Consider the following 24,639-nt stretch of genomic DNA (forward strand, 5'->3'; position numbering starts at 1 on the left):
CCCCTGTTGTCTCAGCCCGGGTCCTCCTTCCCCAGCCATCGGTAGGTAACGCCGCCGATGACCGCGCCCAGGATCGGCGCGAGCCAGAACATCCACAACTGCTGGACTGCCCACCCGCCAACCATCAAGGCCGGGCCGGTACTGCGGGCCGGGTTGACCGAGGTGTTGGTGACGGGGATGGAAACCAGGTGGATCAGGGTCAGCGCCAGGCCGATGGCGATGGGCGCCAGGCCCTTGGGAGCACGTGGGTCGGTGGCACCGAGGATGATCACCACGAACATCATCGTCATGACCACCTCACTGACAAACCCGGCCGCCAGTGAATAACCTCCCGGCGAATGCTCGCCATAGCCGTTGGACGCCAGGCCCGACGCCAGTTCGAAGCCCGGTTTGCCGCTGGCAATAAAATACAGCAATGCCGCTGCAAGGGTAGCGCCAATGACTTGGGCGACGATGTAAGCCGGTAACTCCCTGGCCGGAAACCTGCCGCTCACCACCAGCCCCACCGATACCGCCGGGTTGAGGTGACATCCGCTGATATGCCCGATGGCCACCGCCATGGTCAGCACGGTGAGCCCGAACGCCAGGGCCACCCCCAACAGACCAATTCCGACTGCCGGGAACGCTGCGGCCAGCACCGCACTCCCGCAACCGCCCAACACCAGCCAAAACGTTCCAAGCCCCTCTGTGAGTGAACGCTTGAACAAAGACATGCCGCCCGTCCTTGATAGATCGCTCTACCGAATCCGTAAATCAGTGATGCTCCCTGCAGATTTACTTCAGCGCCCGTCTGGGCACTGCACTGAATTACAGCACGGTTGTGGCACAAATCCAGGCCGGCTGGGTGTTGCAAAATGCTCGGTTGAAATGCAGTCAAAGGTGGGAGGGGGCAAGCCCTCTCCCACATTTTGAACTGTGCATGGGCTTTGATTTATCAGTCGATACCGACAAAGCCCCCGGTCTGGTGCTGCCACAACCTGGCATACAAGCCGCGGTGGGCCAGCAATTCGGCATGACTGCCGCTTTCGGCAATCCGGCCTTTTTCCAGCACCACCAGGCGGTCCATCCGCGCGATGGTCGAGAGTCGGTGGGCAATCGCGATCACGGTCTTGCCTTGCATCAGGGTTTCCAGGCTTTCCTGGATCGCGGCTTCCACTTCCGAGTCCAGGGCCGAGGTGGCTTCGTCCATGATCAGGATCGGCGCATCCTTGAGCAGCACGCGTGCAATCGCAATGCGCTGACGTTGCCCGCCAGAGAGTTTCACGCCGCGCTCGCCGACATGGGCGTCCAGCCCGGTGCGGCCTTCGGCGTCCGACAGCAAGGGGATGAACTCGTCGGCGCGCGCCTTGTGCACGGCGGACCAGAGTTCCTCATCGGTGGCGTCCGGCTTGCCGTACAGCAGGTTGTCGCGGATCGAACGGTGCAGCAGCGAAGTGTCCTGGGTGATCATGCCAATCTGCGCGCGCAATGACTCTTGCGCAACGTCGGCAATGTCCTGGCCATCGATCAGGATGCGTCCTCCCTGCAGGTCGTACAGGCGCAGCAGCAGGTTGACCAGCGTGGACTTGCCCGCGCCGGACGGGCCGATCAGGCCGATTTTCTCGCCGGCTTTGATCTGCAGGTTCAGCCCGCCAATGATCCCGCTCTGCTTGCCGTAGTGAAAGTCCACCTGCTCGAAGCGTACTTCGCCTTGGGGCACCTTCAGGCGCGGGGCGTTCTCGCGGTCGATCACCGCCAGGGGTTGGGCGATAGTCTTGAGGCCGTCCTGCACCATGCCGATGTTTTCGAAAATACCGTTGACCACCCACATGATCCAGCCGGACATGTTGACGATACGGATCACCAGGCCGGTGGCCAGCGCGATGGCGCCCACGGAAATCAGCGACTGCGTCCACAACCACAGGGCCAGGCCGGTGGTGGTAACGATCAGCAGGCCGTTCATGGTGGTGATCACGATGTCCATGCTGGTCACGACGCGGCTGGCCAGCTGGGTTTTTTCGGTCTGTTCGATGATCGCTTCCTTGGCGTACTGCTGCTCGTACTGGGTATGGGCGAACAGTTTCAAGGTGGTGATGTTGGTGTAGCCGTCGACGATACGGCCCATCAGCTTGGAACGCGCTTCGGAGGAAATCACCGAGCGTTCTTTGACGCGTGGTACGAAGTAACCCAAGGCCAGGCTGTAGCAGATGATCCAGGTCACCAGCGGGATCATCAGGCGCCAGTCCGCCTCGGCAAACAGCACCAGGGAACTGATGGCATAAATCGCTACGTGCCAGATTGCATCCACGGCCGCCACGGCAGAGTCGCGCAGGGAATTGCCGGTTTGCATGATGCGCTGGGCAATGCGCCCGGCGAAGTCATTCTGGAAGAAATTCAGGCTTTGCTTGAGCACATAGCTGTGGTTCTGCCAGCGGATCAGGCTGGTCATGCCGGGGCTGATGGTCTGGTGCACCAGCAGGTCATGCAGGGCGCCGAAGATCGGGCGCAGCAGCAGGGCGACCACGGCCATCCAGATCAACTCGGTGCTGTGCACCTGGAAGAAATCGGCCGGGGGCGTGCCTTGGGCCAGGTCGATGATGCGGCTCAGGTAGCTGAACAGCGCGACTTCGATCAACGCACCGATCAGGCCTACCACCAGCAGCGCGGCAAAATGTGGCCACACCTGGCGCAGGTAATAGAGGTAGAAGGGCAGAACTTTATCGGGAGGGGACGCGGTAGGAGCGTCGCGGAAGATATCGATCAGTTGTTCAAAACGACGATAGAGCATTAAGTATGACGCCCCGTGCAGGGCTCTCCTTTCAAATGCGCGCGCGGCCTTGTGGGCTGCGCGCGGAGCTACCTGCTACCTCAGTCGATGCGCTTGGCCGACTTGATGTACACAGGATCGATTGGCACGTTCTGCATGCCCTGCTTGTTGGTGGTCTGGGAGTTGACGATGATGTCGACCACGTCCATGCCCTTGACCACTTTGGCGAACACCGCGTAACCGGCATCACGGCCCGGGTCGAGGAAGGCATTGTCAGCCACGTTGATGAAGAACTGGCTGGTGGCCGAATCCGGGTTCGAGGTGCGGGCCATCGACAGTGTGCCCCGGACGTTGTGCAGGCCGTTGCTGGCTTCGTTCTTGATCGGCGCGTCGGTCGGCTTCTGCGACATCTGTGCGGTGAAGCCGCCGCCCTGGACCATGAAGCCCGGGATCACACGGTGGAAAATCGTGTTGCTGTAGAAACCCTTGTCGACATAGGCCAGGAAGTTCTTGGAGCTGATGGGCGCCTTGACCGGGTCCAGTTCGATAACGATATCACCGTTGGTGGTGCTGATCAGGACTTGCGGCGCCTTGGCAGGCGTGGCCGCCAGCAGGTTGGCAGCGAACAGCACGGAGCCGGCAAAGAGGGCGATTTTTTTCAGCATGGGTCAGTGATCCTGGGTAGTGGTTTCGACTGTGCTCAGAAAGTCGAGCAGGGTAGCGTTGAAGCGTTCGGGTTGGTCCAGCGGCGTGGCATGGCGGGAATCCTCGATCACCACCAGCCGCGCATCGGGCAGCAGTTTTACATAGTTTTCTTTCTGCGCCACGGGGGTGTAGTCGCGGTCGGCGCTGATGACCAGGGTTGGACAGGTGATGCGCGACAGTCGTTCCTGCACGCCCCAGCCCACAATTGCATCGAAGCTGGCGAGATAAGCACGTTTGTCGTTTTTTGCCCAGCGCTCGGCCATCTTGCGGCGCAGGTCGGCGTGTTCCGGTTTCGGGAACAACCGGTCGCCCAAGGCCTTGCCAATGGTGCCTGGGCTGAGCACGCGTGCCAGGCTCCAGCGCTTGGCCCATTGCCAATAATCGTCGACGCTGCGCACCTTCACTTGCGGTGCGCTGTTGACGATGCACAGGCTGCGGACCAGGGCCGGTTCGTCCACCGCCAACTGGAAGGCAATCATGCCGCCCATGGACAAGCCCACCACATGGGCGGGGGGCAACGCCAGGTGTTCGATCAATGCGACGAGGTCATGGGTGAACCCTGGGATGCTGTAGCGCTCGCGGGGTTTGTCGGAACGACCATGGCCGCGCACGTCCACGACGATCAGACGATAGTGCCGGGCCAGCACCGGGATCTGCAGTTCCCAATCCAGGCTGCTGGAGCCCAGGCCGTGGATCAGGATCAGCGGGTTGCCGTGGCCATATTCCTCGTAGTGCAGGCTGCATCCTTCGTGATCGAACCAGGCCATGCTTGAACTCCGTTTCAGGCTTGCTGGGGGGCGGCGAAAGCCGCGTCCAATGGGGCGGTGTCGAAGGTGCGCAGCAGCTCGACGAGGATCTGCGTGGCGGGCCCCAAAGGTTTGTCCTTGTTTGAGTACAGATAGAACGTGGGGTGGCGGCTGCCGCCCTGTTCCAAGGGTAGCTGCTTGAGCACGCCTTCGGCGAGTTCGCGTTCGATTATGTGCCGGGGCAGCCAGGCAAAGCCCAGGCCGCTGCCGACAAAGGATGCGGCGGTGGCCAGGCTGCCGACGGTCCAGCGCTGTTCGGCGCCGAGCCAGCCCACGTCGCGCGGTTGCTGGCGGCCGGAGTCGCGGATCACCACCTGCATCTGGCTTTCCAGGTCCTGGAAGCTCAGCTCGCGGTTCATGCGATGCAGGGCGTGTTCGGGGTGGGCGACGGCGACAAACTCCACGTCGCTCATTTCGGTGCCCAGGTAACCGGGGATGCTGAAGCCGCAGATCGCCAGGTCGGCCACGCCTTCCATCAGCAACTCTTCAACCCCGGATAGCACCTCCTCACGCAGGCGCACGCGACAACCCCGGCTCTGCGGCATGAATGCGGTGAGCGCACGCACCAGGCGCGCGTTGGGGTAGGCGGCGTCCACCACCAGGCGCACTTCGGCTTCCCAGCCTTGCTCCATGTGGTGGGCCAGGTCTTCCAGCTGGCTGGCGTTCTTCACCAGTTGCCGCGAACGGCGCAACAGCACTTCACCGGCGTCGGTGAGTACGGCTTTGCGCCCGTCGATGCGCAACAGCGGCACGCCGAGCTGGTCCTGCATGCGGGCCACGGTGTAGCTCACCGAAGACTGCGAACGGTGCAGCGCTTCGGCGGCCTGGGCGAAGCCGCCATGGTCGACCACGGCTTGCAGCGTGCGCCATTGATCGAGGGTAACGCGGGGCGCTTTCAAGATGGGTTCCTCTTGTCCTAAGCTGGCGGTCCTTATTGGAGACTGCCGAATGAGAAAATTCTGTTATCTGTTGCTGGCGCTGCTGCCGATGAGCGCGTTTGCCTATCCCATCGACGTGACGAAAAAGATCGACGGCGTGAGCATCGATTACACCGCGTCCGACGTGGACGGCGACATCAGCTCGATCCAACTCAATAACTATGGCAACCAGGACGCAGTGTGCTCGGTCACCTTCACCAACGGCCCGGAATCGCCGCGCCGTCGCACCGTCACCGTGCCAGCCGGTAAAAGCACCAACACCACGGTCAAGTTCAACCGCGCGATTATCAAGATGCGCATTGCCCTGGCCTGCGGGCCGAAGTGATGCATCGGCGCAGCATGCCGTGCATATAAACAAATTTATAGATTGTTTATAGCAGTTTTTTGCGCTTTTTAATCGAATTGGCGTTGTTTAATCTTCACTCCATCGACTTACAGCATTTACAGATGGAGCCTACAACGCCATGTCCAACGTTCTGATCATCGAAAGCAGTGCTCGCCAGCAGGACTCGATCTCCCGTCAGCTGACCCAGCAGTTCATCAGCCAATGGCAGGTCGCCCACCCGGCGGACCAGATCACCGTGCGTGACGTGGCCCTCAACCCGGTTCCGCACCTGGACGCCGACTTGCTCGGCGGCTGGATGAAGCCGGTGGATCAGCGCAATGCCAACGAGCAGGCCTCCCTGGACCGCTCCAACCTATTGACCGACGAAGTGCTGGCCGCCGACGTGCTGGTGATGGCCGCGCCCATGTACAACTTCGCCATTCCCAGCACCCTCAAGGCCTGGCTGGACCACGTGCTGCGTGCCGGTGTGACCTTCAAGTACACCGCCACCGGACCGCAGGGCCTGCTCACCGGCAAGCGCGCCATCGTGCTCACCGCTCGCGGCGGGATTCACACCGGTGCCAGCTCTGATCACCAGGAACCCTACCTGCGCCAGGTCATGGGCTTTATCGGGATTCATGACGTCACCTTCATCCACGCCGAAGGCGTGAACCTGAGCGGTGATTTCCAGGAAAAGGGCATCAACCATGCCAAGGCGTTGCTGGCCCAGGTCGCGTGATCCTTTAATCGCCAGATAATCCCCCCATGTTTATCTAGCCCCACGCAAACCCTTCAAGTACTCGTAACGAACCTCCCTTTGCACTTTTGCTCCTGAGTGCTCCTGCCCGACTGACGCTGTAGCGAGGTCGGGTTTTTTTTGCCCCGAGTTTCTTCAACCGTCGAAAACCTTTAATGTCCCGCCCATTCGAAAAGAGGCGCACATGGGCTATCTACTGGTTGTCACCCTGATTCAGGCATTTTCCTTCAGCTTGATCGGCGAATACCTCGCCGGTCACGTCGACAGTTATTTCGCCGTGCTGGTGCGCGTGCTGCTGGCCGGCCTGGTGTTTATCCCGCTGACCCGCTGGCGTTCGGTGGAGCCGGGCTTCATGCGCGGCATGCTGGTGATCGGTGCACTGCAGTTCGGTGTGACCTACGTGTGCCTGTACCTGAGCTTTCGGGTGCTCACGGTGCCGGAAGTGCTGCTGTTCACCATCCTCACGCCGCTCCACGTGACCCTGATCGAAGACGCCCTCAACCGCCGCTTCAACCCCTGGGCCCTGGTCGCCGCGTTGGTGGCCGTGGCGGGCGCAGCGGTGATTCGCTTCGACCAGATCACCCCGCACTTCCTCGCAGGTTTCCTGCTGCTGCAACTGGCCAACTTCACCTACGCCGCCGGCCAGGTGATGTACAAGCACCTGGTGAAGCGTTACCCGAGCGACCTGCCGCATTACCGCCGCTTCGGTTTCTTCTACGTGGGCGCGTTGCTGGTGGTACTGCCGGCATTCCTGTTGTTCGGCAAGGCCAACTACCTCCCCGATGCGCCGCTGCAATGGTACGTGCTGGTCTTCCTCGGCCTGGTCAGCACGGCGCTGGGCATGTACTGGTGGAACAAGGGCGCGTGCCTGGTGCAAGGCGGCACGCTGGCGGTAATGAACAACCTGCACGTGCCGGTAGGGTTGTTGTTGAACCTGCTGATCTGGAACCAGCATGAGCCGCTGGGGCGCCTGGCGCTGGGCGGGTTGGTGATTCTGGGGGCGGTGTGGATCAGTCGGTTGGGTGCTAAGCGCGGGGCTGCGGGCGCACCGGCCCACTAGTGGGCCTTGGCATTGGGGGGTGGCAGTGAAGAAAGATGCCTGCGGAGGCGCCAGCATGGACAAAATTGATGAGCTGATCATTGCGGCTTTGAAAGATGACTCCCGAATGAGTCTGGCGCAGTTGGCGCGGCATGTTCACAAGTCGCGGACGGCCGTTGAGTCGCGCGTCAAGAAAATGGTCGAGAAGGGCATCATTCTGGGTTTCACCATAAACGTGGCAGCGGAGGACGAAGGGCTGCAGTCGGCATTTTTAATGCTCAAGCTCACCGGTAACAGCTGCCACCTGCTGTTTCCAATACTCAAGCAGCTCAGTGAAGTTACTCATGTGTACTCGCTGTTTGGTGAGGTGGACATGATGCTCGAAGTGAAATATAGAACGTTCGAAGACCTGACGGCCTTCAAGGACAACCTGCTGAAGAACGAATATGTGAAGGATGTGGTCGTGAATCCTGTCCTTAAGGTCTGGCGCTAGGCCACAACCGTTTGCGTAGGCTTTTGCTGCTGACTTCCAATTGCTGTTTGGATGCGTGATGTATCCAGAACAAACCCGGGCAGGTGGCGAAGTCGATAGTCACTGATGTGATTGTTCCGGGCTCGATGAAATAGCGATGCCCGCAATACGCTGGATCTGTCATAACACTTTGAATGACGTGTGCAGAAGGCACGTCGAAGGTGCGCTGTTCGTCAGCACTGAAAAAACCGATTCGGCCATGGCTGAACTGGCTGACAGCATCGTTCCTGGGCCTTGGGCTCCCCAAGTAGCTGTCCATCGCAAGTGAGAGCAGGTCAGGCGTGTAGACCTGCTGGAAAAGCAGGGGCGCCACGCCTCCATGCAGCCGGCCGCCCGCTTCAATCATCACAGGCCCGTCTTCAGCCCAGATGATCTCCATGTGAATTGGGCCGACCCGTATGTGCAGTGCAGCGGCGGCTCGGCGTGCGTAGTCGAGCAAAGGTTTCAGATGCTCGGCCTGTGGATCGAGAGTGTCCAGGCTCTCATAAACAAATGTGCTGCCGTTTTTCGCAGTTTTGGTGTATCTGCATACCGAAGCGACGACATAGGCGCCTTCAAATGCAACCATATCTACGACGTACTCCGGGCCTGCAATGAACGGCTGCACGATGAAGCCGAGATTGATCTCACCAAGATCGTTAGCCTGCTGCCACGCCGCATTCTTCAGTGCAGACTCGACTTCGTTGCGCCCTCTGGCGAAGACCACGCCTTCGGTGGCTGCAGAATTCAGTGGTTTGACTACGTAGCTGGTTGATTCATCCAGTGAGGCCACGACGTCGCCAATACGCGCTCGTGAATCCAGAAGCTGTGAAGCGATGTTCGCCAATCCGCGCTGTTCAAGTGCCAACTGCATGCACAACTTATTGCGTCGCAAGTCGCTGGTGCTTCGCGTGTTTCCCCGCGTGCCAAGCTTTTCAGTCAGATAGTCCGTTAGGTAAATCGCCGTTTCGCATCCAGCGATCACGGCGTTTGGGGCGATTGTTTTAAAGGTATTCAGTAGAGCTTCGTGCCATACGTAGACGGTTTTGAAGTTTTCGGTAATCAGGTCATTGGTAAAGTGCTTGGGCAGGTGTGGCGTGGAGATCACCGCAATACACTCCACCCCCCGGGCGTTGAGCAAGGGTGCGTAGAGTTTGCCTGTCGAGAATGGGTCTACGATCAGCACGGTTTTCACGGTGGACTCCTTACTCATTGAGGGGGGCTGCGACCGTTGCAGGTATCAGGTTCCATACCACGACTGCGATGCTCAGCAGGATGGCGGAGGCAATCATCAAATAACGTGCACCTTCGAGCCCGAGGAATGCGGACGTGGTGAAGAGCGTCAATACCATCGGCGCGGATCCACTGACCAGGAGGTAAAAGAACGCGCTTTTTGCTGCAATTATGTCGGCGCCCCTTGGGTCAGGCGCTGACTCGATCAGGGTCTTGCGCAGTTGGATCCGCAGGCTGTTGATACAGAATCCCAACAGAAAGGCAGCAGCCATCATCACGTATGTATGCTGGAGGAAGACGATTGCAACGTCCGCCATTATCACCAGCGCAACTGCGCCGTAGCTGTTGAGCCTGATCCTGCGAACCACTGCCGCGCTGAACGCCCCCAGCCCCGCAAGCCCACTGGCGACACCGAACACAGTCGCACTCCAGGCATTGAGCTTTTGAAAAACGATGGGTACCAAGCTGTTGAAAGCGCCTATGTGGAACCCGATCATGCTCAACACAATGATCAGAATGTAGAGAGTGCGTGGCAGAGAGGTGGGGCTCTGACTGTGAGGGCCGGCGGTACGCTCGACGGTAGCGGCAGCAGGGGTTGGCGCTACGAGAAAAATGCCTGCCAGTGAGAGGATTGCCACCAGGCTGATGATTTGCAGCGTTTGACCGACCGAAAACATATCGACGACGATTCCGCCAATAAGGGCTCCGCCAAAGGCTCCAATCTGAATGGCGGTTTGCATCAAGCGCGCCGAGGTATCGCTATTGGTCAGCCCTGCTAGTACCAGCTTGGTATTGTTCGATTCGAGGGTGCTGATGGTGAAGTAGTCGGTCACTCCCACGACGAAGGCAATGGCCAGAAAACCCACAGGTAGAAGCGCAGCGTTGGTAAATGACAGGCCTAATACAGCGGTAAATGCAATCAGTCGAATGTGCAACAGCCGCTTCAAACTCATCTCAAAGGTGATGAACTTGCCGATCAACTGTTCGCACAAGTAAGGCACTACCGTTGCTACGCACAAGGTAGTGCCTACGAGGAATGTCGAGCCTGTGGTTTCCAGCCCGAACCAGACCATGGCAATCACGATTGCCATGTCCAGGCCAGTGAAGAGGGTGACGACGGAATAAAACGCAGCCAGCGTTGATTGGGGGTTCATGAAAGTCCTGCGCCATATGGGGTAAGTTTTAGTGAAGGCGTGCAACATTCGGTGTCACCGATAACGATGCTGATTTGATCTCTGACACGCACAGAGGGCAGTGACTTTTTTTCCAGATCGCAAACTTTGTAGGCATTGGTGTGCCACGGGCATATCAGTCTTTGACCGTCGTCTGCTATTTCACCCAGGTACAGCGGGCCTCCACGATGGGGGCATGTGGTGGGCAGTAATTGCGTCGAGTTCGCCAGGTATTTGAGAAAATAAGTTTTTTGCTCAACTGTCACGTAGCTGGCCTGGTTGAGGTTCAGTGCAATGGATTTCATTCGAGTGCCCACTCAAATGGCTGTAACGTTGTAGGTGCAGGAGGGGCTCACGATGCGAGTGCCATGCAGCATTCCTTTTGGAATCACGATGCCCTCTCCGGCCACCAGGCGCACTGTCAAGTCCGGGCTGGTGACAAAATCAAGTTCACCCGATTCAACCCAAAAAAGTTCATCGTTGGAATGAGTATGTACAACGGAAAGCTCATGTTCGTGCTCGGTAATTGTCAAGTCGACTGGCCGCTTTCCGTGGAGGGAGTTTGCGCGTGTACGGAACTCGCCCAGCTCGTCATGCCACTTGATATGCGCGTACAGTTCTTCGTCGGCAATTTCTTGAAGCAGCCTGAACTCTTCAAAACCTCTAATCAGGTCGGGAATTATCGTGTTTCCAAAGCTTTCGATCATCGGGAGAATCAGACGCTCTAGCGCCATTTTTCCGTGATACTTGTCGATGTGTGAATGCTCGTCGAAATACTCCGTTGATACCGTGCCGTTGAAGATAGTTTTGAACGCCTCCGATTGATCGTGGGTTGTCAGGGCTAATGTTGCTTCTGTGTAGTACAGTGCACCTATATACCGGAAGAACTCACTGTGGTTCGCCGATACGTAGTGGAAGTAGTTCGTCAGGGAAAGGGCGCCGGCGGTATAGAACTGCCAGTAATGGTGTGCGTGATGCGACATGCCCATATCTTTAAGCATTTTTTCGAACAGGGTGCTGTGCTTTTTTTTATCGACACCGTAGCCGTACTCATCTATCAATATCTTGAATAGTTCACTGGTGTGTGGACCGCAGTTACCCAACACGTTACGGGCCATCGCGGAAGCTTCGCTGAGAAAGTCGCCGGCACATTGGACCATGAAAAACTTGGCGGCTCGCTCTGGATAGCGACTGTTTGTGAGTACCTTAGGCAGTTTCGAGTCAGATTGAGCGACAGCGTCTAATACCTCATTCGTATGAGCAATAAAGGACTCTGCGCACCAGGGGCCACTGATATGCACCTCGTGCCTGAGCCAGTCGTACAAATACTGCTCCAGTAACGGGCGTATTGTTTTACCCTTGGCAACATGAGCTGAATCATAAAACGCCTTTAGTTCTTTCAAATCAAAGGGCGTTGGAGGGTGCGGCAGAAACAGCATGTCTTGTTCGTAAATATTGAATAACAAACGTTGGGCGAACAGGGCGTGAGTGTTTGAAAGTTGATCGCTTGTCAAGCGTGTGTTGAAAATAGAATCTGTCGTATCCTGTGGTCGTAACGGGCGTTGGTAGGGTGTACAGGTAAAAAAGCTACCAGGCTGGGCAAAAGCTTTTCCTTTAGCGTAGTCGGCCAGCGCTTGCGATTCTGAATGTGATAATGAAAAGCGTGTGGTTTTATCTGAGTTACTCGTTTTCAATAGCATCAGAAATACCCGTCACTGAATTTATGTGATGAGCCGATGCTATAGACTTGTTTTTTTTCGCAACAGATTGAAAATGATGCGTCTCATTAGTAAGTTCAACTAAATTCGTAGTGAAAATTTCTTAAGTCGACTGGGTAGATGGATTTTGAAACGTGGACTGACTACACCTGATCGTCGATTTTTTGATATCAGGTGTACATCCGACTGATAGGGCGCAAGGTGCGGGGGCCGTCAGCGCATCGCTTTGACCGCCAACTCCTTCACCAGAAAATCCACAAACGCCCGCGTCTTCTGCGGCACCCGCCGCGCCGATGAATACACCGCATTCACCGTAATGGCCGGCGCCTGCCATTCGCAGAGCACCGGTACCAGGCGGCCGGCGGCCAGTGCTTGTTCGACGATGAAGTCCGGCAGTAGCGCAATGCCCATTCCCGCTTCGGCCGCCTGGGCCAGCAAGTCACCGTTGTTGGCGTGCAGGGGGCCGGTGACGTTGACGCGCTGGGTGTCTTTGCCGTTGCTCAGTTGCAGGCTCACGCCGCTTTGCAGGTAGCCGTAGTTCAGGCATTGATGCTCGCGCAAGTCTTGTGGGGTCTTGGGTAGACCAGCGCGATCCAGGTAGGCCGGTGAGGCCACCATGATGCGTGGCGCGGGCGCCAGTTGGCGGGCGATCATGGTGGAGTCGGGCAGGCTGGCGATGCGGATGGTCACGTCGAAACCGCCACGCACCGGGTCCACTTGCTGGTCACTGAGCACCAGTTGCAGCTCGATGTTCGGGTGCTGTTCGTGGAACAGCGGAATTAGCCGCCCCAGCCGGTGCAGGCCGAACGACATCGGCGCATTCACCCGCAGCACGCCGCGCAGTTCACCAATGCCGTCCCGTGCACGTTGCTCGGCCTCGTCCAGGGCGGCGATGACTTCCCGTGCCGCTTCGAAGTACTCGGCGCCCGCTTCCGTCAGATGCAGGCTGCGAGTGGTGCGCTGCAGCAGTTGAACGCCGATGGCTTCTTCCAGCGCCTGGATCTGTTTACTCACTTTTGAACGCGGCACGTCCATGGCACGGGCCGCTGCAGCAAAGCCGTTTTCGCCGACGGTGACGACGAACGCACGCATGCACTCGATGCGGTCCATGATTGTCCCTTTTTTGGAATCAATGAATCCGTATTTTAGGTAATTGTCTCGATATTGGCTAGCCCGTAAAGTTACTTCCAAGCCGCCAGCAACGCTGGAAGCACTTAAAAAACCAACTACAGACCATTAAAGGGAAGCCACCATGTCCATTCGCGAATTGCTCAACCCGTCCAACTCCACCCTGATCCTGATCGACCACCAGCCACAGATGGCCTTCGGTGTGCAGTCCATCGACCGCCAGACCCTGAAGAACAACACCGTGGCCCTGGCCAAAGCCGCCAAGATCTTCAACGTACCGACCATTTTCACCTCGGTGGAAACCAAGAGCTTCAGCGGCTATATCTGGCCGGAACTGCTCAGCGTATTCCCGGACCAGCAGCCCATCGAGCGCACCTCGATGAACTCCTGGGAAGACCAGGCACTGGTCGCCGCAGTGAAAGCGACCGGCCGCAAAAAATTGATCATGGCTGCGCTGTGGACCGAGGTCTGCCTGAACTTCCCGGCCCTGGAAGCCTTGGCTGAAGGCTACGAGGTGTACATCGTCACGGACGCGTCCGGCGGCACCACCAAGGAAGCCCACGACATGTCGATCCAGCGCATGATCCAGGCGGGTGCGGTGCCGGTGACCTGGCAGCAAGTGTTGCTCGAATACCAGCGCGACTGGGCGCACAAAGAGACCTACGACGAAGTGATGGACCTGGTGCGCGAGCACAGCGGCGCCTACGGCATGGGCGTGGATTACGCCTACACGATGGTGCACGGCGCGCCGCAGCGTCAGGTCAAGTAACTTGGTTGGGAGCCACGGCCCTTGGGCCGTGGCTTTTTTTGCGCATTTTTCGATCAGGGTTGCCCCATGACCACCACCACCGCCCGCTCCCCGTGGAGCCCGTTGAAACACTCGATCTTCCGTGGGCTCTGGCTCGCCAGCATCGCCTCGAACATCGGCACCTGGATGCACGAGGTCGGTGCCGGCTGGCTGATGACCTCGCTGTCGGCCAACCCGATGACCGTCGCCCTGGTGCAAGTCGCCAGCGCCGCGCCGATGTTCCTGCTGGCACTGCCGGCGGGTGCCCTGGCGGATATCGTCGACAAGCGCCGGTACCTGTTGATGGTGCAAGCCTGGATGGCCACGGTTGCGTTGCTGCTGGCGGTGTTGACCCTGAGCGGCCTGATGACCGTGCCGCTGTTGCTGCTGTTGACCCTGGGCATGGGCGTTGGCACGGCGCTGATGATGCCGGCGTGGTCGTCGCTGACCCCGGAATTGGTGCCGTCTGACGAGGTGCCCTCGGCGATTGCCCTCAGTAGTGTCGGCACCAACCTGGCCCGCGCGGTGGGCCCTGCAATTGCCGGCGTGCTGGTGAGCCTGGTGGGGCCGTGGGCCACGTTTGCGGTGAACGCACTGTCGTTTTTTGCGGTGATTTCGGTGCTGCTGCTCTGGAAGCGTGAAGCGCAAGTGGCCGTGTTGCCGGCCGAGCGGCTGTTCAGCGCCGTGCGTGTGGGCTGGCGTTATGCACGCAGTTCGCGGCCACTGCAGCGGGTGCTGGTGCGTACATTGGCGTTCTTCTTCGGTGCGAGCGCCGGCATGTCGTTGTTGCCTTTGATCGTGCGCGGCGAATTGCACGGCAGTGCGGCGCAGTTCGGGGTGTTGCTGGGCAGCGTCGGCGTGGGTGCGGTGCTGGGGGCGATGCTGTTGCCTCGTTTGCGCCAGGCACTGGCGGTGGACAAACTCGTGGCGATTGCCAGCCTGGTGTATGCCTTGGTGTTGTTTGCGCTGGCCTGGGTGCGCGAATTCTATGTGCTGATCCCGGTGATGCTGGTCAGCGGCGCGGCGTGGATCGCGGTGCTGTCCAGTTTCCAGGTGGCGGCCCAGACCTCGGTACCGGCCTGGGTGCGGGCCCGTGCGCTGGCGGTGTATATCCTGATGTTCTTTGGCTCGATGGCCCTTGGCGGTTTGCTCTGGGGCTGGGTCGCCAGCCATAGCTCCATGAGCCTGGCCCTGAGCGTTGCCGGTTCGGTGCTGGTCTTGGGCGTGCTGCTGACCTGGCGCGTGGCGCTGCCGCAACGCAAGGCCGAAGACCTGGCGCCTTCACTGCATTGGCCTCAGCCGTTGCTGGCAGAGGGTCAGGACGTCGAGCGCGGTCCGGTGATGGTGACGCTGGAATATGACATCGACCCGCAACATATCCAGGACTTCACCCAGGCCATGCACGCCCTACGCCGCATGCGCCAGCGCAATGGTTCGTTTTCATGGGGCCTGCTGCAAGACAGCCAGAACCCCCGCCGCTGGTGTGAAGTGTTCTACGACGAATCCTGGGTTGGGCACCTGCGCCACCACCAGCGCGTGACCCGCGCCGAATTGAAGATTGAAGCGGCGGCGCGGCGGTATCAGAGCGAAGGGGTGGAGATCGGAATTCGTCACTTTCTCCAGGGTTAACGCAACTTCAATGGATATTCGACCACCACATAGACCCGGTCGATATCATTCCCCGCCTGGGCCGTATTGGCGCGGTGGCTGACGTGGGACAACTGCACCGACAGGTCTTTGGCCGGGCCGGATTGAACCACGTAATGCAGGTCGATATCGCGCTCCCAGTGACGGCCCCCGCGGCCTTGCTGGAGTGCGTATGCGCCGTCTTGAGGGGCGTGGGTGCCGTCGATGCCACGGCCAGTGACGTAGCGGGTCATGAACTTCAAGCCGGGTATGCCGAAGGTGGCGAGGTTGAGGTCATAGCGCAGTTGCCAGGAGGCCTCCTCCGGGCCGTTGAAGTCGGCGTACTTGATGGAGTTGGCGAGGTAGATGGAGTCGCCGCCGACAAAGTCGAACGGGGTATTGCCGTTGATCTTCTGATACGCCAGGGTCACGGACTGCGCGGCAAAGCTGTATTTGCCCGCCAGGCTGTAGGCGGTGTTGTCGATGGCGCCCGCAACGGCGCGGCCTTGGTCTTGGGTGCGGTAGATATTGCTGTCCAGCATCCAGTTGGCCGGTGACCAGTGCAGGTTGGCGTAGTACTGGCGCCAGGTGTCGGTCAGTTGCGAGGCGTAGAGTGCGCCGCCCACGGGCTGGCCTTCGAAGAGTTGGCCTCCCAGAAAGTCGATGGCGCCGCTGCGGGTGCTCGCGCCGTAGCCACTGAAGTCGCCACGGCCCGTCGACGCATCCTGATTCTTGAACGCGGTGAAGTGCCCGGCTTGCCAGTGCAGGGCGTCGATTTCGCGACTGTCCAGCAACAAGCCCGTGGCGTATTCGGGTTGCAGGCGTTTGTCGGAGGTGTCGAACACGGGGGTTTCGACGGTCATTTCGCCCACCGACAGGGTGGTTTTCGACGCACGCAACTTGAGCGCGCCGCCTGCGCTGGAGTACTCGCTTTCACTGCGGCCGTCGCTGTCCAATGGCAGCAGACCGGTGCCGGCATGGCCTCTGCCACCGTCGAGTTTCAGGCCGACAAAGGCGTGGGCGTCCACTCCCACGCCAAGCGTGCCTGGCGTGAAGCCGGACGCGAAATTGGCGATGAACCCTTGGGCCCACTCTTGCTTGTGCGGCTTGCCTTCGGAGGACCGGTCTTTGTTGTCCAGGTAGAAATTGCGGCTGAGTACATCCAGGGTTGAATCGTCGATCAGTCCCGCCGCCAGCACGCTATTGCAAGTGCCGGCCAGCAGGAAGGAAAGCAGGGTTGGCGCGCGCATCGGTGTTGCCTCAAAGGATTTCCAATGAGGCCAAGGGTCGCGGAATGTTCAGCACAGTGATTGAACGGCTGTGCTGAATCGCTCTAGCTCAGGGCTTTTTCCGGCGCAGTCACGTGACTGGCGCCGAGCACAGCGGGCAATACCCCGGCGCGCAGGTCATTGCCACTGGGTTGCTGATACAGGCTCAGGCCAAATTCCGGCAGCACCGCCAGCAAGTAATCGAAGATATCGCCCTGGATACGCTCGTAATCCGCCCACGCGGTGGTGCGGGTGAAACAGTAGATTTCCAGCGGCACGCCCTGGGCGGTGGTCTGCATCTGGCGCACCATGCAGGTCATGTTCGGCTGGATATCCGGGTGGCTCTTCAAGTACGCCAGGGCATAGGCGCGGAAGGTGCCGAGGTTGGTCATGCGGCGGCGGTTGGCCGACAGCTGCGCGCTGTGGCCCTGGGCCTCGTTCCAGGCCTTGAGTTCGGACTGTTTGCGCCCGATGTAGTCGGTGAGCAGGTGCACCTGGGTCATGCGTACTTCTTCATCGTCGCGCAGGAAGCGCACGCCGCTGGCATCGATGAACAGGCTGCGCTTGATCCGCCGCCCGCCGGAGGCCTGCATGCCGCGCCAGTTCTTGAACGACTCGGACATCAGCCTCCAGGTAGGAATGGAGACGATGGTCTTGTCGAAGTTCTGCACTTTCACCGTGTGCAGGGTGATGTCCACCACATCGCCATCGGCGCCGACCTGGGGCATCTCGATCCAGTCGCCGACCCGCAGCATGTCGTTGCTGGTCAACTGCACGCTGGCGACGAACGACAGCAGCGTGTCCTTGTACACCAACAGGATGACCGCCGACATGGCACCCAGGCCCGACAGCAGCAACAGCGGCGACCGGTCGATCAGGGTGGCGACAATGATGATCGCGCCAAACACAAACAGCACCATTTTCGCTAGCTGCACGTAGCCTTTGATCGAGCGCGTGCGTGCGTGTTCGGTGCGTGCGTAGATATCCAGCAGGGCGTTGAGCAGGGCACTGATGGCCAGCACCAGGAACAGAATGGTGATTGCCAGCGCCACGTTGCCGATAAAGAGGATCGCGGTCTTGCTCAGGTCCGGCACCAGGTACAGGCCGAACTGGATCACCAGCGAGGGCGTCATCTGCGCCAGGCGGTGGAAAACCTTGTTGTGCCGCAGGTCGTTGAGCCAATGCAGCGCCGGTTGCCGGCCCAGCAGTTTGGCGGCGTGGAGGATGAGGTAGCGCGCAACCCGTCCAAGTAACAGTGCCACCACGAGCAACACCAGGAAGCCGAGGCTCGCATGCAACAGCGGGTGTTCATCGAGGGTGCCCCAGAGGTCTTGGACCTTGAGCCAGAGTTGTTTGATATCCATGGGTGAAACCAATTCTTCTATAAGACAAGACGGGGCAATTAGAGCATTGAAGTGCTACAAAGTTGGCTCTACAGACAAAAGTACTCACAAAAAACCAGCTGATTGCTACCGTTCGCGTAAAGAAACTCGGTTTGGACGGCCGAAACCGGTACCCTATGCCGCTGATATTTTGCATTTCTTCGAGGTAGCACCCGTGTTTTCCCAATTCGCCCTGCACGAACGCCTGCTCAAAGCCGTGGCCGAGCTTAAATTTGTCGAGCCTACGCCTGTGCAAGCAGCGGCCATCCCGCTCGCGCTCGAAGGGCGTGACCTGCGGGTGACAGCTCAAACCGGTAGTGGCAAGACCGCCGCTTTTGTCCTGCCTGTCCTGAACCGGCTGATCGGCCCGGCCAAGGTCCGCGTGAGCATCAAGACCCTGATCCTGCTGCCGACCCGCGAGCTGGCCCAGCAGACCTTGAAGGAGGTCGAGCGTTTCTCGCAGTTCACCTTCATCAAGTCCGGCATCATTACCGGCGGTGAAGACTTCAAGGTCCAGGCCGCCATGCTGCGCAAGGTCCCGGACATCCTGATCGGTACGCCGGGGCGCATGATCGAGCAACTCAATGCTGGCAACCTCGACCTCAAGGAGGTCGAAGTGCTGGTGCTGGACGAGGCCGACCGTATGCTCGACATGGGCTTTGCCGATGACGTGCAGCGTCTGGTCGGCGAGTGCGTCAACCGCCAGCAGACCATGCTGTTCTCCGCGACCACCGGCGGTTCGACCCTGCGCGACATGGTCGCCAAGGTGCTGAACAACCCTGAGCACTTGCAGGTCAACAACGTCAGCGACCTGAACGCCACCACGCGCCAGCAGATCGTCACCGCCGACCACAACGTGCACAAAGAGCAGATTCTCAACTGGCTGTTGGCCAACGAGACCTATCAGAAGGCCATCGTGTTCACCAACACCCGCGCGGCCGCCGATCGCATCTACGGCCGCCTGGTGGCCCAGGAATACAAGGCGTTCGTGCTGCACGGCGAGAAGGACCAGAAGGACCGCAAGCTGGCCATCGACCGCCTGAAGGCTGGCGGCGTGAAAATCCTGGTGGCCACCGATGTTGCCGCCCGAGGCCTCGATGTGGACGGCCTGGACCTGGTGATCAACTTCGACATGCCGCGCAGCGGCGACGAATACGTGCACCGTATCGGCCGTACCGGGCGTGCTGGTAACGATGGCTTGGCCATCTCGCTGATCTGCCACGGCGACTGGAACCTGATGTCGAGCATCGAGCGCTACCTGAAGCAGTCGTTCGAGCGCCGCACCATCAAGGAAGTCAAAGGCACCTACACCGGGCCGAAGAAGGTCAAGGCGTCGGGCAAGGCTGTTGGCGTGAAGAAGAAAAAGACCGACGCCAAGGGCGACAAGAAGAAAACCGGCGCCAAGTCGCCGACCAAGCGCAAGATCGCCAACCGTCCGAAGACCGACAACCTGTCGCTCGTCAGCAAGGATGGCATGGCCCCGCTCAAGCGCCGCAAGCCAGAAGCACCGGCCGCCGAGTAACGCGGGCAGGTGTGAAAAAACCGGACGATTGTCCGGTTTTTTTATGCCTTCAACTGTTGGCCTTGGCCGCCGCTTCGTCCAGATCCTTGAGGCGTTGTTCGATCAACTGGCATTTATCGGGCAAGTCGGCGGCCGCCGTGTCCACGTCCATTTTACGCAACGCTTCATTGATCTCCTTGGCTTTGGCCGGGTTGTGTTCAGTGACGCTCCTGACCTTTTCGGCGAGCTGTTCACGCTTCTGCGTGGCCTCTTCCGGCGTGCAGGCCCACGCGGGCACGGCACTCAACAACGCGACGGCAATGGCCAGGTTTTTCAGGGTTTTCATGGTCGGACCTCCTTGGCGGTTATGTGCAGTTGAGGGGGCGAACGTCTGGAAAGTTCAGAGAACTGACGCCCGTCAGTCAGGCTGAACGGCGGCTGACCCCGCGTGTCACACCTCAAGACGGGCTAACTTTTCTGTGGCCTGAAGGAGGAATCAGGATGACGACTTACAACTGGGATCTGATCGAACGTTTGCTGCATGAAGTGCAGAACGGTGAAGGCAGCTTTGCTCCGCGCAAGTACGCCGAAGAGGAAGCGGCTGAAAAAGCGACGGCGGGGGAGAGCACCGGCAATCTGGATACGTTGAAAAAGACCGCTGCGGACTATGAAGCGCTGTTGTTCAAGCGGGGCTTCATTGAGTCACGTCCTGAGGAAGAGGGCGGCAATGGCGAGAACTTCATCCTCACCCCACTCGGTGCGCAGTTGCTGGCGCTGATCGACAGCTCGATCCCGGGCAACGATCACCCGCGTCAGGTGCTGGATGAACAGCCGGATGCGCTGGACCCTGCAACCTTTGCCGAGGTGGCCTCAAAGGCTCAGATCGCCTGACACCTGTAGGCGCGGGCAAGCTCGCGCCTTCGATTCAGGCCTGTGCAGCCTTGAGGCATTTGAGGGCCTTGAAATCGTTGCGCACGCCGTCGATCTTTTGCGTCAGCTTCAAGCGTTGTTGCGGGGTGCTCTCGGCCATCAGGTCCACCAGCAAGCTGCGCGCTGCGGCTTCCGTCTGGGCATAGGCGGAACGGTAGGCAGGCGTCCACAGGCTTTCCCTGTCCACCAATAGCTGCTGCATCTTCTGCGAGAAATCGGCGCTGTGGCGTTGATCGACGGCGGCGATAAACTGTGTCTGCCAATGCGCGCGGTTGCCGATCCACGCCTCATTCTGATTGCCCAGGCCGGTAGACCAGGCCATGACCCGTTCCTGCTGGCGGGCACTGAGCGGACCAATCCACGCATCCAGGCGTTTGCTCATGCGGTCGGCGCGGTCTTTGATCTGCTGTGGCAGCGGCGGCTTGAGGTAATCGTCCTGGCGTTTACGCAAGTCCTTGGCCAGGGCCGCTTTCATCTCCTTGACCTGTTGGTCATCCAGACCCTTGAGCAGTTGGATGGCAGACGGTGTGATTTCCCGGGCGACCTCGGCGATGGCCTGCTTGGCCTCGACGGTACGGTTTTGCAACGCGGCATCGGTGACCTGGTTGTCGTCGACCATTTGCTGCAAGCGGTCCAGCCAGTCCAGGTAACCCGGCAGCTGCGTAGTGCAGTGCCAGGCCAGATGTTCCTTGAGTGTGTCGTTGAACCAGCTTTTCTGCCCGGCGTTCATGTCCAGGTAGTCGTTGAGGGTCCAGGGGATGATCACATCCAGGTTGCGGTAGGCCAGGCCCACACGATTGCAGGCGGTGAGCGCCAGGCTCAGGGTCAACAGTACTATCAGGAGTTTGAGCCGACGCAGCATGGGCAGGTCCTTGCGCAGAGGGAGTCAATGCATGTGAACCCGCGCTGGGGGCGACAGTTCAGCCTGTCAATAAAACGCGTGTGCGGCCTTCAAGGTCAACAGGCCATCGCATTGCGAATTGTGTCCTGAGTACGCTGAGCAATCGCCGCCGCTGAGGCTTGAGTCGCTGTAGATGAGGTTGAGGTCGACACCTCTCCATTGCCGCGACAACTGCACTGACCAGTCGCTGAAGGTGCGGATGGAACCGCCTTCTACCGAGACCGGGCTACCCAGTTGATGCGTGGTGTACTTCATGCTCACGCCGATGCCGAACGGCTGGGTACCGCTGAGGTCGGCGAACAAGGTGCTGTCCTGGCGGTCGGGGTCGTTGCTGAAGGAAGCGCCGAAGCGGTTGCCCAACAGGTTGAGGCCGCCGTAGAACTCCTGGCTGTCGAGGGGGCTGAGTCGGGGGTAGCTGTAATGGATCAGCCCGACTTCGTAACCCAGGGTCTGGTCGAAAGGGTGCTTGAACCCCATGTAGGAGTCGACTTCAAGGTTGCTGTCGGGTGACAGGCCCATGCTCGGTGAAAACTGGCCGATGTACAGGCCGCTGTCGTGGCTAAGGTCCAGCCCGCCATGAAATGAGTCACTGCCGGGGGACGTGGGCTTGACCAGCCCTTGGGCCATGCTGCGGCTGGGCGTGGTGCCCAATTTCAGGTCGAAGTCGCCCAGTTCGCGCTGAAAGATCTGCGCTTCGGCAAGGGGGCAGGCTGCCAGGGCACCGACCAGGAATATGCAGGATTTGACCATGCTTCACTCCATGAAAAGCGAGGAGCAGTAACGAGGATGTCGAGCAGATGCCCGAGCTAGACGTGTGCAAGCATACCGGCGAATGTCAGGTGATGAGGCCCGTTCGTCGATTAGCGTTGTTTTTGAGTGCAGGAGGAGGGGATTTCTAGCTCTAGTCCTAGCGCCTTGATGGCAAGGCGCTTAGGGACCAGGTGTACTGCGCAGTGTTACTTCTTGCCCAGGCTGATCTGCTTGGACGGGCCGAAAGTCTGGCCGCTCACGCCCTTGGCAATCTGCTGGATTTCGCCGCCGGACTTGAGGAATGCAGCGATCTGGCTGTTGATCGATTCGCTGGTTTCAACGGCGGGAGCTGGCTTTGCTTTGCTGTTGGATGCTTTTACGCGCATGGCGGCCACTAACCTGTAGAAAATTAACTTGGCCAGGCATCGTACAGGAAATACTTGACAATTGCTTGGCAAATATCTCCCGGGAATACAGGCTGCGCGTGTGAATGATCAAAGTCTATCGATGAAATAAGGCCCTAACTTACTGTTTTAACTGAGATCCCTCGGGAAGGTCGTGGCAGGGATTGCCGCACCATTCTGTCGAGTGACCTGACGAGCGGGGCGGTGCCACTGGTGCGCCACTCCAGCCCGCGATTTTTCAGGCGTGCGCGCGTGATGAGCGCAAAACGGGTAGAATGCCGCCCACGTAATGAGGGTGATGAACATGGCTCTAGTCGGGCGCTACAACAGCTTGCAAGTGGTAAAGCATACTAACTTTGGTTTGTACCTGGACGGTGCGCAAGACGGTGAAATCCTCTTGCCTAACCGGTATATCCCAAAAGATATTCCCAGTGAAGATGAAGACTGGCTAAACGTGTTCATTTACTTGGACAGCGATGACAAACTTATCGCCACGACTGAAAAGCCGAAAGTTCAAGTCGGCGAATTCGCCAGTTTGAAAGTGGTCGAAGTCAACAGCATTGGTGTCTTCCTCGATTGGGGTTTACCCAAGGATCTGTTGCTGCCGTATTCGGAAGAAAAGCGCCAGATGACGGCCGGCGAATATTGCGTGGTGCACGTCTACCTCGACAAGCACACCAAGCGCATTACCGCTACCGCGCGCCTTGACCGTTACTTGGACAAGACGCCGGCCAACTATCAAGTGGGCCAGGAGGTCGACCTGCTGGTGGCCGAAGCCACTGACATGGGCTTCAAGGCGATCATCAATAACAAGCACTGGGGCCTGATTCACAAAAACGAAGTGTTCAAGTTCCTGCGGCCGGGCAAGGAAGAGAAGGGCTTTATCAAAGAGATCCGGGCCGATGGCAATATCAGCCTGAGTTTGCAGCCAGTGGGTCAGGAAGCGGCGTCGAGCCTGAACTCCAAGATCCTCGCCAAGTTGCGCGAAAACAACGGCAGCCTGCCTGTCAGCGACAAGAGCGACCCGGCCGTGATCAGCAACTTGTTCGGCGTGAGCAAGGGCAACTTCAAGAAGGCCATTGGTGCCCTCTACAAGCAAGGCCAGATCGTGATTCATGCGGATCGCATTGAACTAAGCTGAGTGCCGTTTGCTCTGCTGTAGGAGCGAGCTTGCTCGCGAAAGTATTCCAGACGCATCGCGGCGTTGGACGTGCATTTTTCGCGAGCAAGCTCGCTCCTACAGTGGGTCTTCCCAATGTTCAAAAAAAAGCTGTTCGCTTACCTCGCAACCTTACTCGCCTTTCTAATACTGGATGGCCTCTGGCTTGGCGTCCTCATGGGCCCGACCTACAAATTTCTGCTGGGCCCGCTGATGCTTGATCAGCCCCGCCTGTTGCCCGCTGTCGTTTTTTATCTCCTGTACGTCTTCGGTTGCGTGGTGTTCGTGGTCTTGCCCAGTCTCAGCTGGCAACGCGCCGCGCGCCTGGGGGCGTTGCTAGGACTGGTGGCCTACGGCACGTATGACCTGAGCAACTGGGCCACGCTGACGGGCTGGTCTGCCCAATTGGCGGTGATGGACATGGCCTGGGGGACCTTCCTGACGGCGGCGTGCTGCACGGTCGGCTGGTTGTGTGCACATCGAGTGCGTCAGTGATTGTGTCCAGGATGAGTGTGCGCCGCTTCTGAGGCTGGCCTCATTCTCTGAGCCTTCGTCGAACCCATTGGCATGTATTCTGCTGAAGTCTGCCGTACAGGCGACCAGGCACGTGGTGATGGCTGCGCGCGAAGGTCGAATCCACTGCCCCCACGAAGTAACCCAGGTAGTTGGCGGCGGCGATCAGGCTGGCACTGGTCAGGTCAATTTGACCCTCATTGAGCAAATGAGGCATCTGCGGGGTGAGAGCAAAACGGCCGATGCCCATGGCCATCATCAGCGCGACAAAACTGGCGAGTAAGCGAACACAGGGTGACATGGTGTGTATTCCTGCTGGAAAACGAATGTCATCAGGCTG

General features: G+C 59.1%; 26 protein-coding genes and 1 pseudogene. 10 read left to right on the forward strand and 17 right to left on the reverse strand.

Features of this window, described 5'->3' with window-relative positions; all coding sequences use genetic code 11:
• Nucleotides 1-11: 11 nt before the first annotated feature.
• The 5 genes from aqpZ to CQ041_RS13980 form a co-directional block, all read right to left on the reverse strand.
• Entirely contained in the window at nucleotides 12-713 is a 702-nt protein-coding gene (gene aqpZ / locus CQ041_RS13960) for an aquaporin Z (RefSeq protein WP_105523048.1), read from the reverse strand.
• 221 nt (nucleotides 714-934) lie between these two features.
• The gene (locus CQ041_RS13965; RefSeq protein ID WP_105523049.1) at nucleotides 935-2,767 is read right to left on the reverse strand and encodes an ABC transporter ATP-binding protein; all 1,833 of its coding nucleotides are present in this window, start codon (nucleotides 2,765-2,767) and stop codon (nucleotides 935-937) included.
• Between the two features lie 80 nt (nucleotides 2,768-2,847).
• Nucleotides 2,848-3,411: a peptidylprolyl isomerase gene (locus CQ041_RS13970; RefSeq protein ID WP_105523050.1), complete on the reverse strand. Its 564-nt coding sequence runs from the start codon at nucleotides 3,409-3,411 to the stop codon at nucleotides 2,848-2,850.
• 3 nt (nucleotides 3,412-3,414) lie between these two features.
• Nucleotides 3,415-4,218 carry an alpha/beta fold hydrolase gene (locus CQ041_RS13975; protein ID WP_105523051.1) on the reverse strand — a complete coding sequence of 268 codons (804 nt, stop codon included), beginning with the start codon at nucleotides 4,216-4,218 and terminating at the stop codon, nucleotides 3,415-3,417.
• Between the two features lie 14 nt (nucleotides 4,219-4,232).
• Nucleotides 4,233-5,156, reverse strand: coding sequence for a LysR family transcriptional regulator (locus CQ041_RS13980; RefSeq protein ID WP_105523052.1), 924 nt, complete (start codon nucleotides 5,154-5,156; stop codon nucleotides 4,233-4,235).
• A gap of 49 nt (nucleotides 5,157-5,205) precedes the next feature.
• Here CQ041_RS13980 and CQ041_RS13985 point away from each other — a divergent pair, with 49 nt between their 5' ends.
• The 4 genes from CQ041_RS13985 to CQ041_RS14000 all read left to right on the forward strand — a co-directional run bounded on the left by CQ041_RS13985 (nucleotide 5,206) and on the right by CQ041_RS14000 (nucleotide 7,809).
• Nucleotides 5,206-5,520 carry a 3-phosphoglycerate kinase gene (locus CQ041_RS13985; protein WP_105523053.1) on the forward strand — a complete coding sequence of 105 codons (315 nt, stop codon included), beginning with the start codon at nucleotides 5,206-5,208 and terminating at the stop codon, nucleotides 5,518-5,520.
• Between the two features lie 139 nt (nucleotides 5,521-5,659).
• On the forward strand, nucleotides 5,660-6,259 hold the full coding sequence (locus tag CQ041_RS13990) for an FMN-dependent NADH-azoreductase (protein WP_105523054.1): 600 nt from the start codon (nucleotides 5,660-5,662) through the stop codon (nucleotides 6,257-6,259).
• A 202-nt stretch (nucleotides 6,260-6,461) separates the two neighbouring features.
• A complete protein-coding gene (locus CQ041_RS13995) occupies nucleotides 6,462-7,337 on the forward strand; it encodes a carboxylate/amino acid/amine transporter (protein ID WP_105523055.1) in 876 nt (291 codons plus the stop codon).
• 55 nt (nucleotides 7,338-7,392) lie between these two features.
• Nucleotides 7,393-7,809 (forward strand): Lrp/AsnC family transcriptional regulator, encoded by a 417-nt coding sequence (locus CQ041_RS14000; protein ID WP_105523056.1) that lies wholly within the window; start codon nucleotides 7,393-7,395, stop codon nucleotides 7,807-7,809.
• On the opposite strand, the gene CQ041_RS14005 is transcribed toward CQ041_RS14000, so the two are convergent.
• The 5 genes from CQ041_RS14005 to CQ041_RS14025 all read right to left on the reverse strand — a co-directional run bounded on the left by CQ041_RS14005 (nucleotide 7,793) and on the right by CQ041_RS14025 (nucleotide 13,060).
• Nucleotides 7,793-9,022 carry an ATP-grasp domain-containing protein gene (locus tag CQ041_RS14005; protein ID WP_105523242.1) on the reverse strand — a complete coding sequence of 410 codons (1,230 nt, stop codon included), beginning with the start codon at nucleotides 9,020-9,022 and terminating at the stop codon, nucleotides 7,793-7,795. The two genes, CQ041_RS14000 and CQ041_RS14005, sit on opposite strands and share 17 nt — an antisense overlap.
• Before the next feature lie 10 nt (nucleotides 9,023-9,032).
• Entirely contained in the window at nucleotides 9,033-10,214 is a 1,182-nt protein-coding gene (locus tag CQ041_RS14010) for a hypothetical protein (protein ID WP_105523057.1), read from the reverse strand.
• Entirely contained in the window at nucleotides 10,211-10,537 is a 327-nt protein-coding gene (locus tag CQ041_RS14015; RefSeq protein WP_105523058.1) for a Rieske 2Fe-2S domain-containing protein, read from the reverse strand. Before CQ041_RS14015 ends, CQ041_RS14010 begins: the two co-directional genes overlap by 4 nt.
• Before the next feature lie 12 nt (nucleotides 10,538-10,549).
• Nucleotides 10,550-11,932, reverse strand: a complete 1,383-nt coding sequence (locus CQ041_RS14020; RefSeq protein WP_105523059.1) for an iron-containing redox enzyme family protein — start codon at nucleotides 11,930-11,932, stop codon at nucleotides 10,550-10,552.
• A 231-nt stretch (nucleotides 11,933-12,163) separates the two neighbouring features.
• A complete protein-coding gene (locus tag CQ041_RS14025) occupies nucleotides 12,164-13,060 on the reverse strand; it encodes a LysR family transcriptional regulator (RefSeq protein ID WP_105523060.1) in 897 nt (298 codons plus the stop codon).
• 142 nt (nucleotides 13,061-13,202) lie between these two features.
• Here CQ041_RS14025 and CQ041_RS14030 point away from each other — a divergent pair, with 142 nt between their 5' ends.
• Nucleotides 13,203-13,847, forward strand: a complete 645-nt coding sequence (locus tag CQ041_RS14030) for a hydrolase (RefSeq protein WP_105523061.1) — start codon at nucleotides 13,203-13,205, stop codon at nucleotides 13,845-13,847.
• A gap of 66 nt (nucleotides 13,848-13,913) precedes the next feature.
• A complete protein-coding gene (locus tag CQ041_RS14035; protein WP_105523062.1) occupies nucleotides 13,914-15,494 on the forward strand; it encodes an MFS transporter in 1,581 nt (526 codons plus the stop codon).
• On the opposite strand, the gene CQ041_RS14040 is transcribed toward CQ041_RS14035, so the two are convergent.
• Together CQ041_RS14040 and CQ041_RS14045 are read right to left on the reverse strand one after the other, a co-directional pair.
• Nucleotides 15,491-16,741, reverse strand: coding sequence for an OprD family porin (locus CQ041_RS14040; protein ID WP_105523063.1), 1,251 nt, complete (start codon nucleotides 16,739-16,741; stop codon nucleotides 15,491-15,493). The genes CQ041_RS14035 and CQ041_RS14040 overlap by 4 nt on opposite strands.
• Before the next feature lie 83 nt (nucleotides 16,742-16,824).
• Nucleotides 16,825-18,123, reverse strand: coding sequence for a mechanosensitive ion channel family protein (locus CQ041_RS14045; protein WP_105523064.1), 1,299 nt, complete (start codon nucleotides 18,121-18,123; stop codon nucleotides 16,825-16,827).
• A gap of 193 nt (nucleotides 18,124-18,316) precedes the next feature.
• On the opposite strand from CQ041_RS14045, the gene CQ041_RS14050 reads away from it, so the two are divergent.
• Complete coding sequence (locus CQ041_RS14050) at nucleotides 18,317-19,663, forward strand: DEAD/DEAH box helicase (protein WP_016979359.1); 1,347 nt, start codon at nucleotides 18,317-18,319, stop codon at nucleotides 19,661-19,663.
• 49 nt (nucleotides 19,664-19,712) lie between these two features.
• Here the strand turns inward: CQ041_RS14050 and CQ041_RS14055 are convergent, their stop codons facing one another.
• Nucleotides 19,713-19,988, reverse strand: coding sequence for a hypothetical protein (locus tag CQ041_RS14055; RefSeq protein WP_105523065.1), 276 nt, complete (start codon nucleotides 19,986-19,988; stop codon nucleotides 19,713-19,715).
• Between the two features lie 155 nt (nucleotides 19,989-20,143).
• Between CQ041_RS14055 and CQ041_RS14060 the strand changes: the two genes are divergently transcribed.
• On the forward strand, nucleotides 20,144-20,533 hold the full coding sequence (locus CQ041_RS14060) for a transcriptional regulator (RefSeq protein WP_105523066.1): 390 nt from the start codon (nucleotides 20,144-20,146) through the stop codon (nucleotides 20,531-20,533).
• A gap of 34 nt (nucleotides 20,534-20,567) precedes the next feature.
• On the opposite strand, the gene CQ041_RS14065 is transcribed toward CQ041_RS14060, so the two are convergent.
• The 3 genes from CQ041_RS14065 to CQ041_RS14075 form a co-directional block, all read right to left on the reverse strand.
• The gene (locus CQ041_RS14065; protein ID WP_105523067.1) at nucleotides 20,568-21,434 is read right to left on the reverse strand and encodes a DUF6279 family lipoprotein; all 867 of its coding nucleotides are present in this window, start codon (nucleotides 21,432-21,434) and stop codon (nucleotides 20,568-20,570) included.
• Between the two features lie 66 nt (nucleotides 21,435-21,500).
• Nucleotides 21,501-22,223 (reverse strand): TorF family putative porin, encoded by a 723-nt coding sequence (locus CQ041_RS14070; protein WP_105523068.1) that lies wholly within the window; start codon nucleotides 22,221-22,223, stop codon nucleotides 21,501-21,503.
• Nucleotides 22,224-22,429: 206 nt separating this feature from the next.
• Entirely contained in the window at nucleotides 22,430-22,609 is a 180-nt protein-coding gene (locus CQ041_RS14075) for a hypothetical protein (protein ID WP_003193095.1), read from the reverse strand.
• A 322-nt stretch (nucleotides 22,610-22,931) separates the two neighbouring features.
• On the opposite strand from CQ041_RS14075, the gene CQ041_RS14080 reads away from it, so the two are divergent.
• Together CQ041_RS14080 and CQ041_RS14085 are read left to right on the forward strand one after the other, a co-directional pair.
• A complete protein-coding gene (locus tag CQ041_RS14080; RefSeq protein WP_017845295.1) occupies nucleotides 22,932-23,768 on the forward strand; it encodes a S1 RNA-binding domain-containing protein in 837 nt (278 codons plus the stop codon).
• 114 nt (nucleotides 23,769-23,882) lie between these two features.
• Nucleotides 23,883-24,281: a DUF2177 family protein gene (locus CQ041_RS14085; protein WP_105523069.1), complete on the forward strand. Its 399-nt coding sequence runs from the start codon at nucleotides 23,883-23,885 to the stop codon at nucleotides 24,279-24,281.
• Between the two features lie 85 nt (nucleotides 24,282-24,366).
• Here CQ041_RS14085 and CQ041_RS14090 read toward each other — a convergent pair.
• Nucleotides 24,367-24,600 (reverse strand): annotated as a pseudogene (locus CQ041_RS14090) (YbfB/YjiJ family MFS transporter); the annotation flags it as partial.
• Nucleotides 24,601-24,639 lie beyond the last annotated feature (39 nt).

Source organism: Pseudomonas sp. MYb60, assembly GCF_002979555.1.
Classification (GTDB): Bacteria; Pseudomonadota; Gammaproteobacteria; order Pseudomonadales; family Pseudomonadaceae; genus Aquipseudomonas.

Coding starts and splice junctions, on each gene's coding strand:
- CQ041_RS14010 (WP_105523057.1), bottom strand. CDS start 10,214: ATGAACCCCCAATCAACGCTGGCTGCGTTTTATTCCGTCGTCACCCTC.
- CQ041_RS13970 (WP_105523050.1), bottom strand. CDS start 3,411: ATGCTGAAAAAAATCGCCCTCTTTGCCGGCTCCGTGCTGTTCGCTGCC.
- CQ041_RS14070 (WP_105523068.1), bottom strand. CDS start 22,223: ATGGTCAAATCCTGCATATTCCTGGTCGGTGCCCTGGCAGCCTGCCCC.
- CQ041_RS14055 (WP_105523065.1), bottom strand. CDS start 19,988: ATGAAAACCCTGAAAAACCTGGCCATTGCCGTCGCGTTGTTGAGTGCC.
- CQ041_RS13975 (WP_105523051.1), bottom strand. CDS start 4,218: ATGGCCTGGTTCGATCACGAAGGATGCAGCCTGCACTACGAGGAATAT.
- CQ041_RS14085 (WP_105523069.1), top strand. CDS start 23,883: ATGTTCAAAAAAAAGCTGTTCGCTTACCTCGCAACCTTACTCGCCTTT.
- CQ041_RS14020 (WP_105523059.1), bottom strand. CDS start 11,932: ATGCTATTGAAAACGAGTAACTCAGATAAAACCACACGCTTTTCATTA.
- CQ041_RS14035 (WP_105523062.1), top strand. CDS start 13,914: ATGACCACCACCACCGCCCGCTCCCCGTGGAGCCCGTTGAAACACTCG.
- CQ041_RS14080 (WP_017845295.1), top strand. CDS start 22,932: ATGGCTCTAGTCGGGCGCTACAACAGCTTGCAAGTGGTAAAGCATACT.
- CQ041_RS14065 (WP_105523067.1), bottom strand. CDS start 21,434: ATGCTGCGTCGGCTCAAACTCCTGATAGTACTGTTGACCCTGAGCCTG.
- CQ041_RS14015 (WP_105523058.1), bottom strand. CDS start 10,537: ATGAAATCCATTGCACTGAACCTCAACCAGGCCAGCTACGTGACAGTT.
- CQ041_RS13965 (WP_105523049.1), bottom strand. CDS start 2,767: ATGCTCTATCGTCGTTTTGAACAACTGATCGATATCTTCCGCGACGCT.
- CQ041_RS14025 (WP_105523060.1), bottom strand. CDS start 13,060: ATGGACCGCATCGAGTGCATGCGTGCGTTCGTCGTCACCGTCGGCGAA.
- CQ041_RS14075 (WP_003193095.1), bottom strand. CDS start 22,609: ATGCGCGTAAAAGCATCCAACAGCAAAGCAAAGCCAGCTCCCGCCGTT.
- CQ041_RS14040 (WP_105523063.1), bottom strand. CDS start 16,741: ATGCGCGCGCCAACCCTGCTTTCCTTCCTGCTGGCCGGCACTTGCAAT.
- CQ041_RS14030 (WP_105523061.1), top strand. CDS start 13,203: ATGTCCATTCGCGAATTGCTCAACCCGTCCAACTCCACCCTGATCCTG.
- CQ041_RS14060 (WP_105523066.1), top strand. CDS start 20,144: ATGACGACTTACAACTGGGATCTGATCGAACGTTTGCTGCATGAAGTG.
- CQ041_RS13990 (WP_105523054.1), top strand. CDS start 5,660: ATGTCCAACGTTCTGATCATCGAAAGCAGTGCTCGCCAGCAGGACTCG.
- aqpZ (WP_105523048.1), bottom strand. CDS start 713: ATGTCTTTGTTCAAGCGTTCACTCACAGAGGGGCTTGGAACGTTTTGG.
- CQ041_RS13995 (WP_105523055.1), top strand. CDS start 6,462: ATGGGCTATCTACTGGTTGTCACCCTGATTCAGGCATTTTCCTTCAGC.
- CQ041_RS14045 (WP_105523064.1), bottom strand. CDS start 18,123: ATGGATATCAAACAACTCTGGCTCAAGGTCCAAGACCTCTGGGGCACC.
- CQ041_RS13985 (WP_105523053.1), top strand. CDS start 5,206: ATGAGAAAATTCTGTTATCTGTTGCTGGCGCTGCTGCCGATGAGCGCG.
- CQ041_RS14000 (WP_105523056.1), top strand. CDS start 7,393: ATGGACAAAATTGATGAGCTGATCATTGCGGCTTTGAAAGATGACTCC.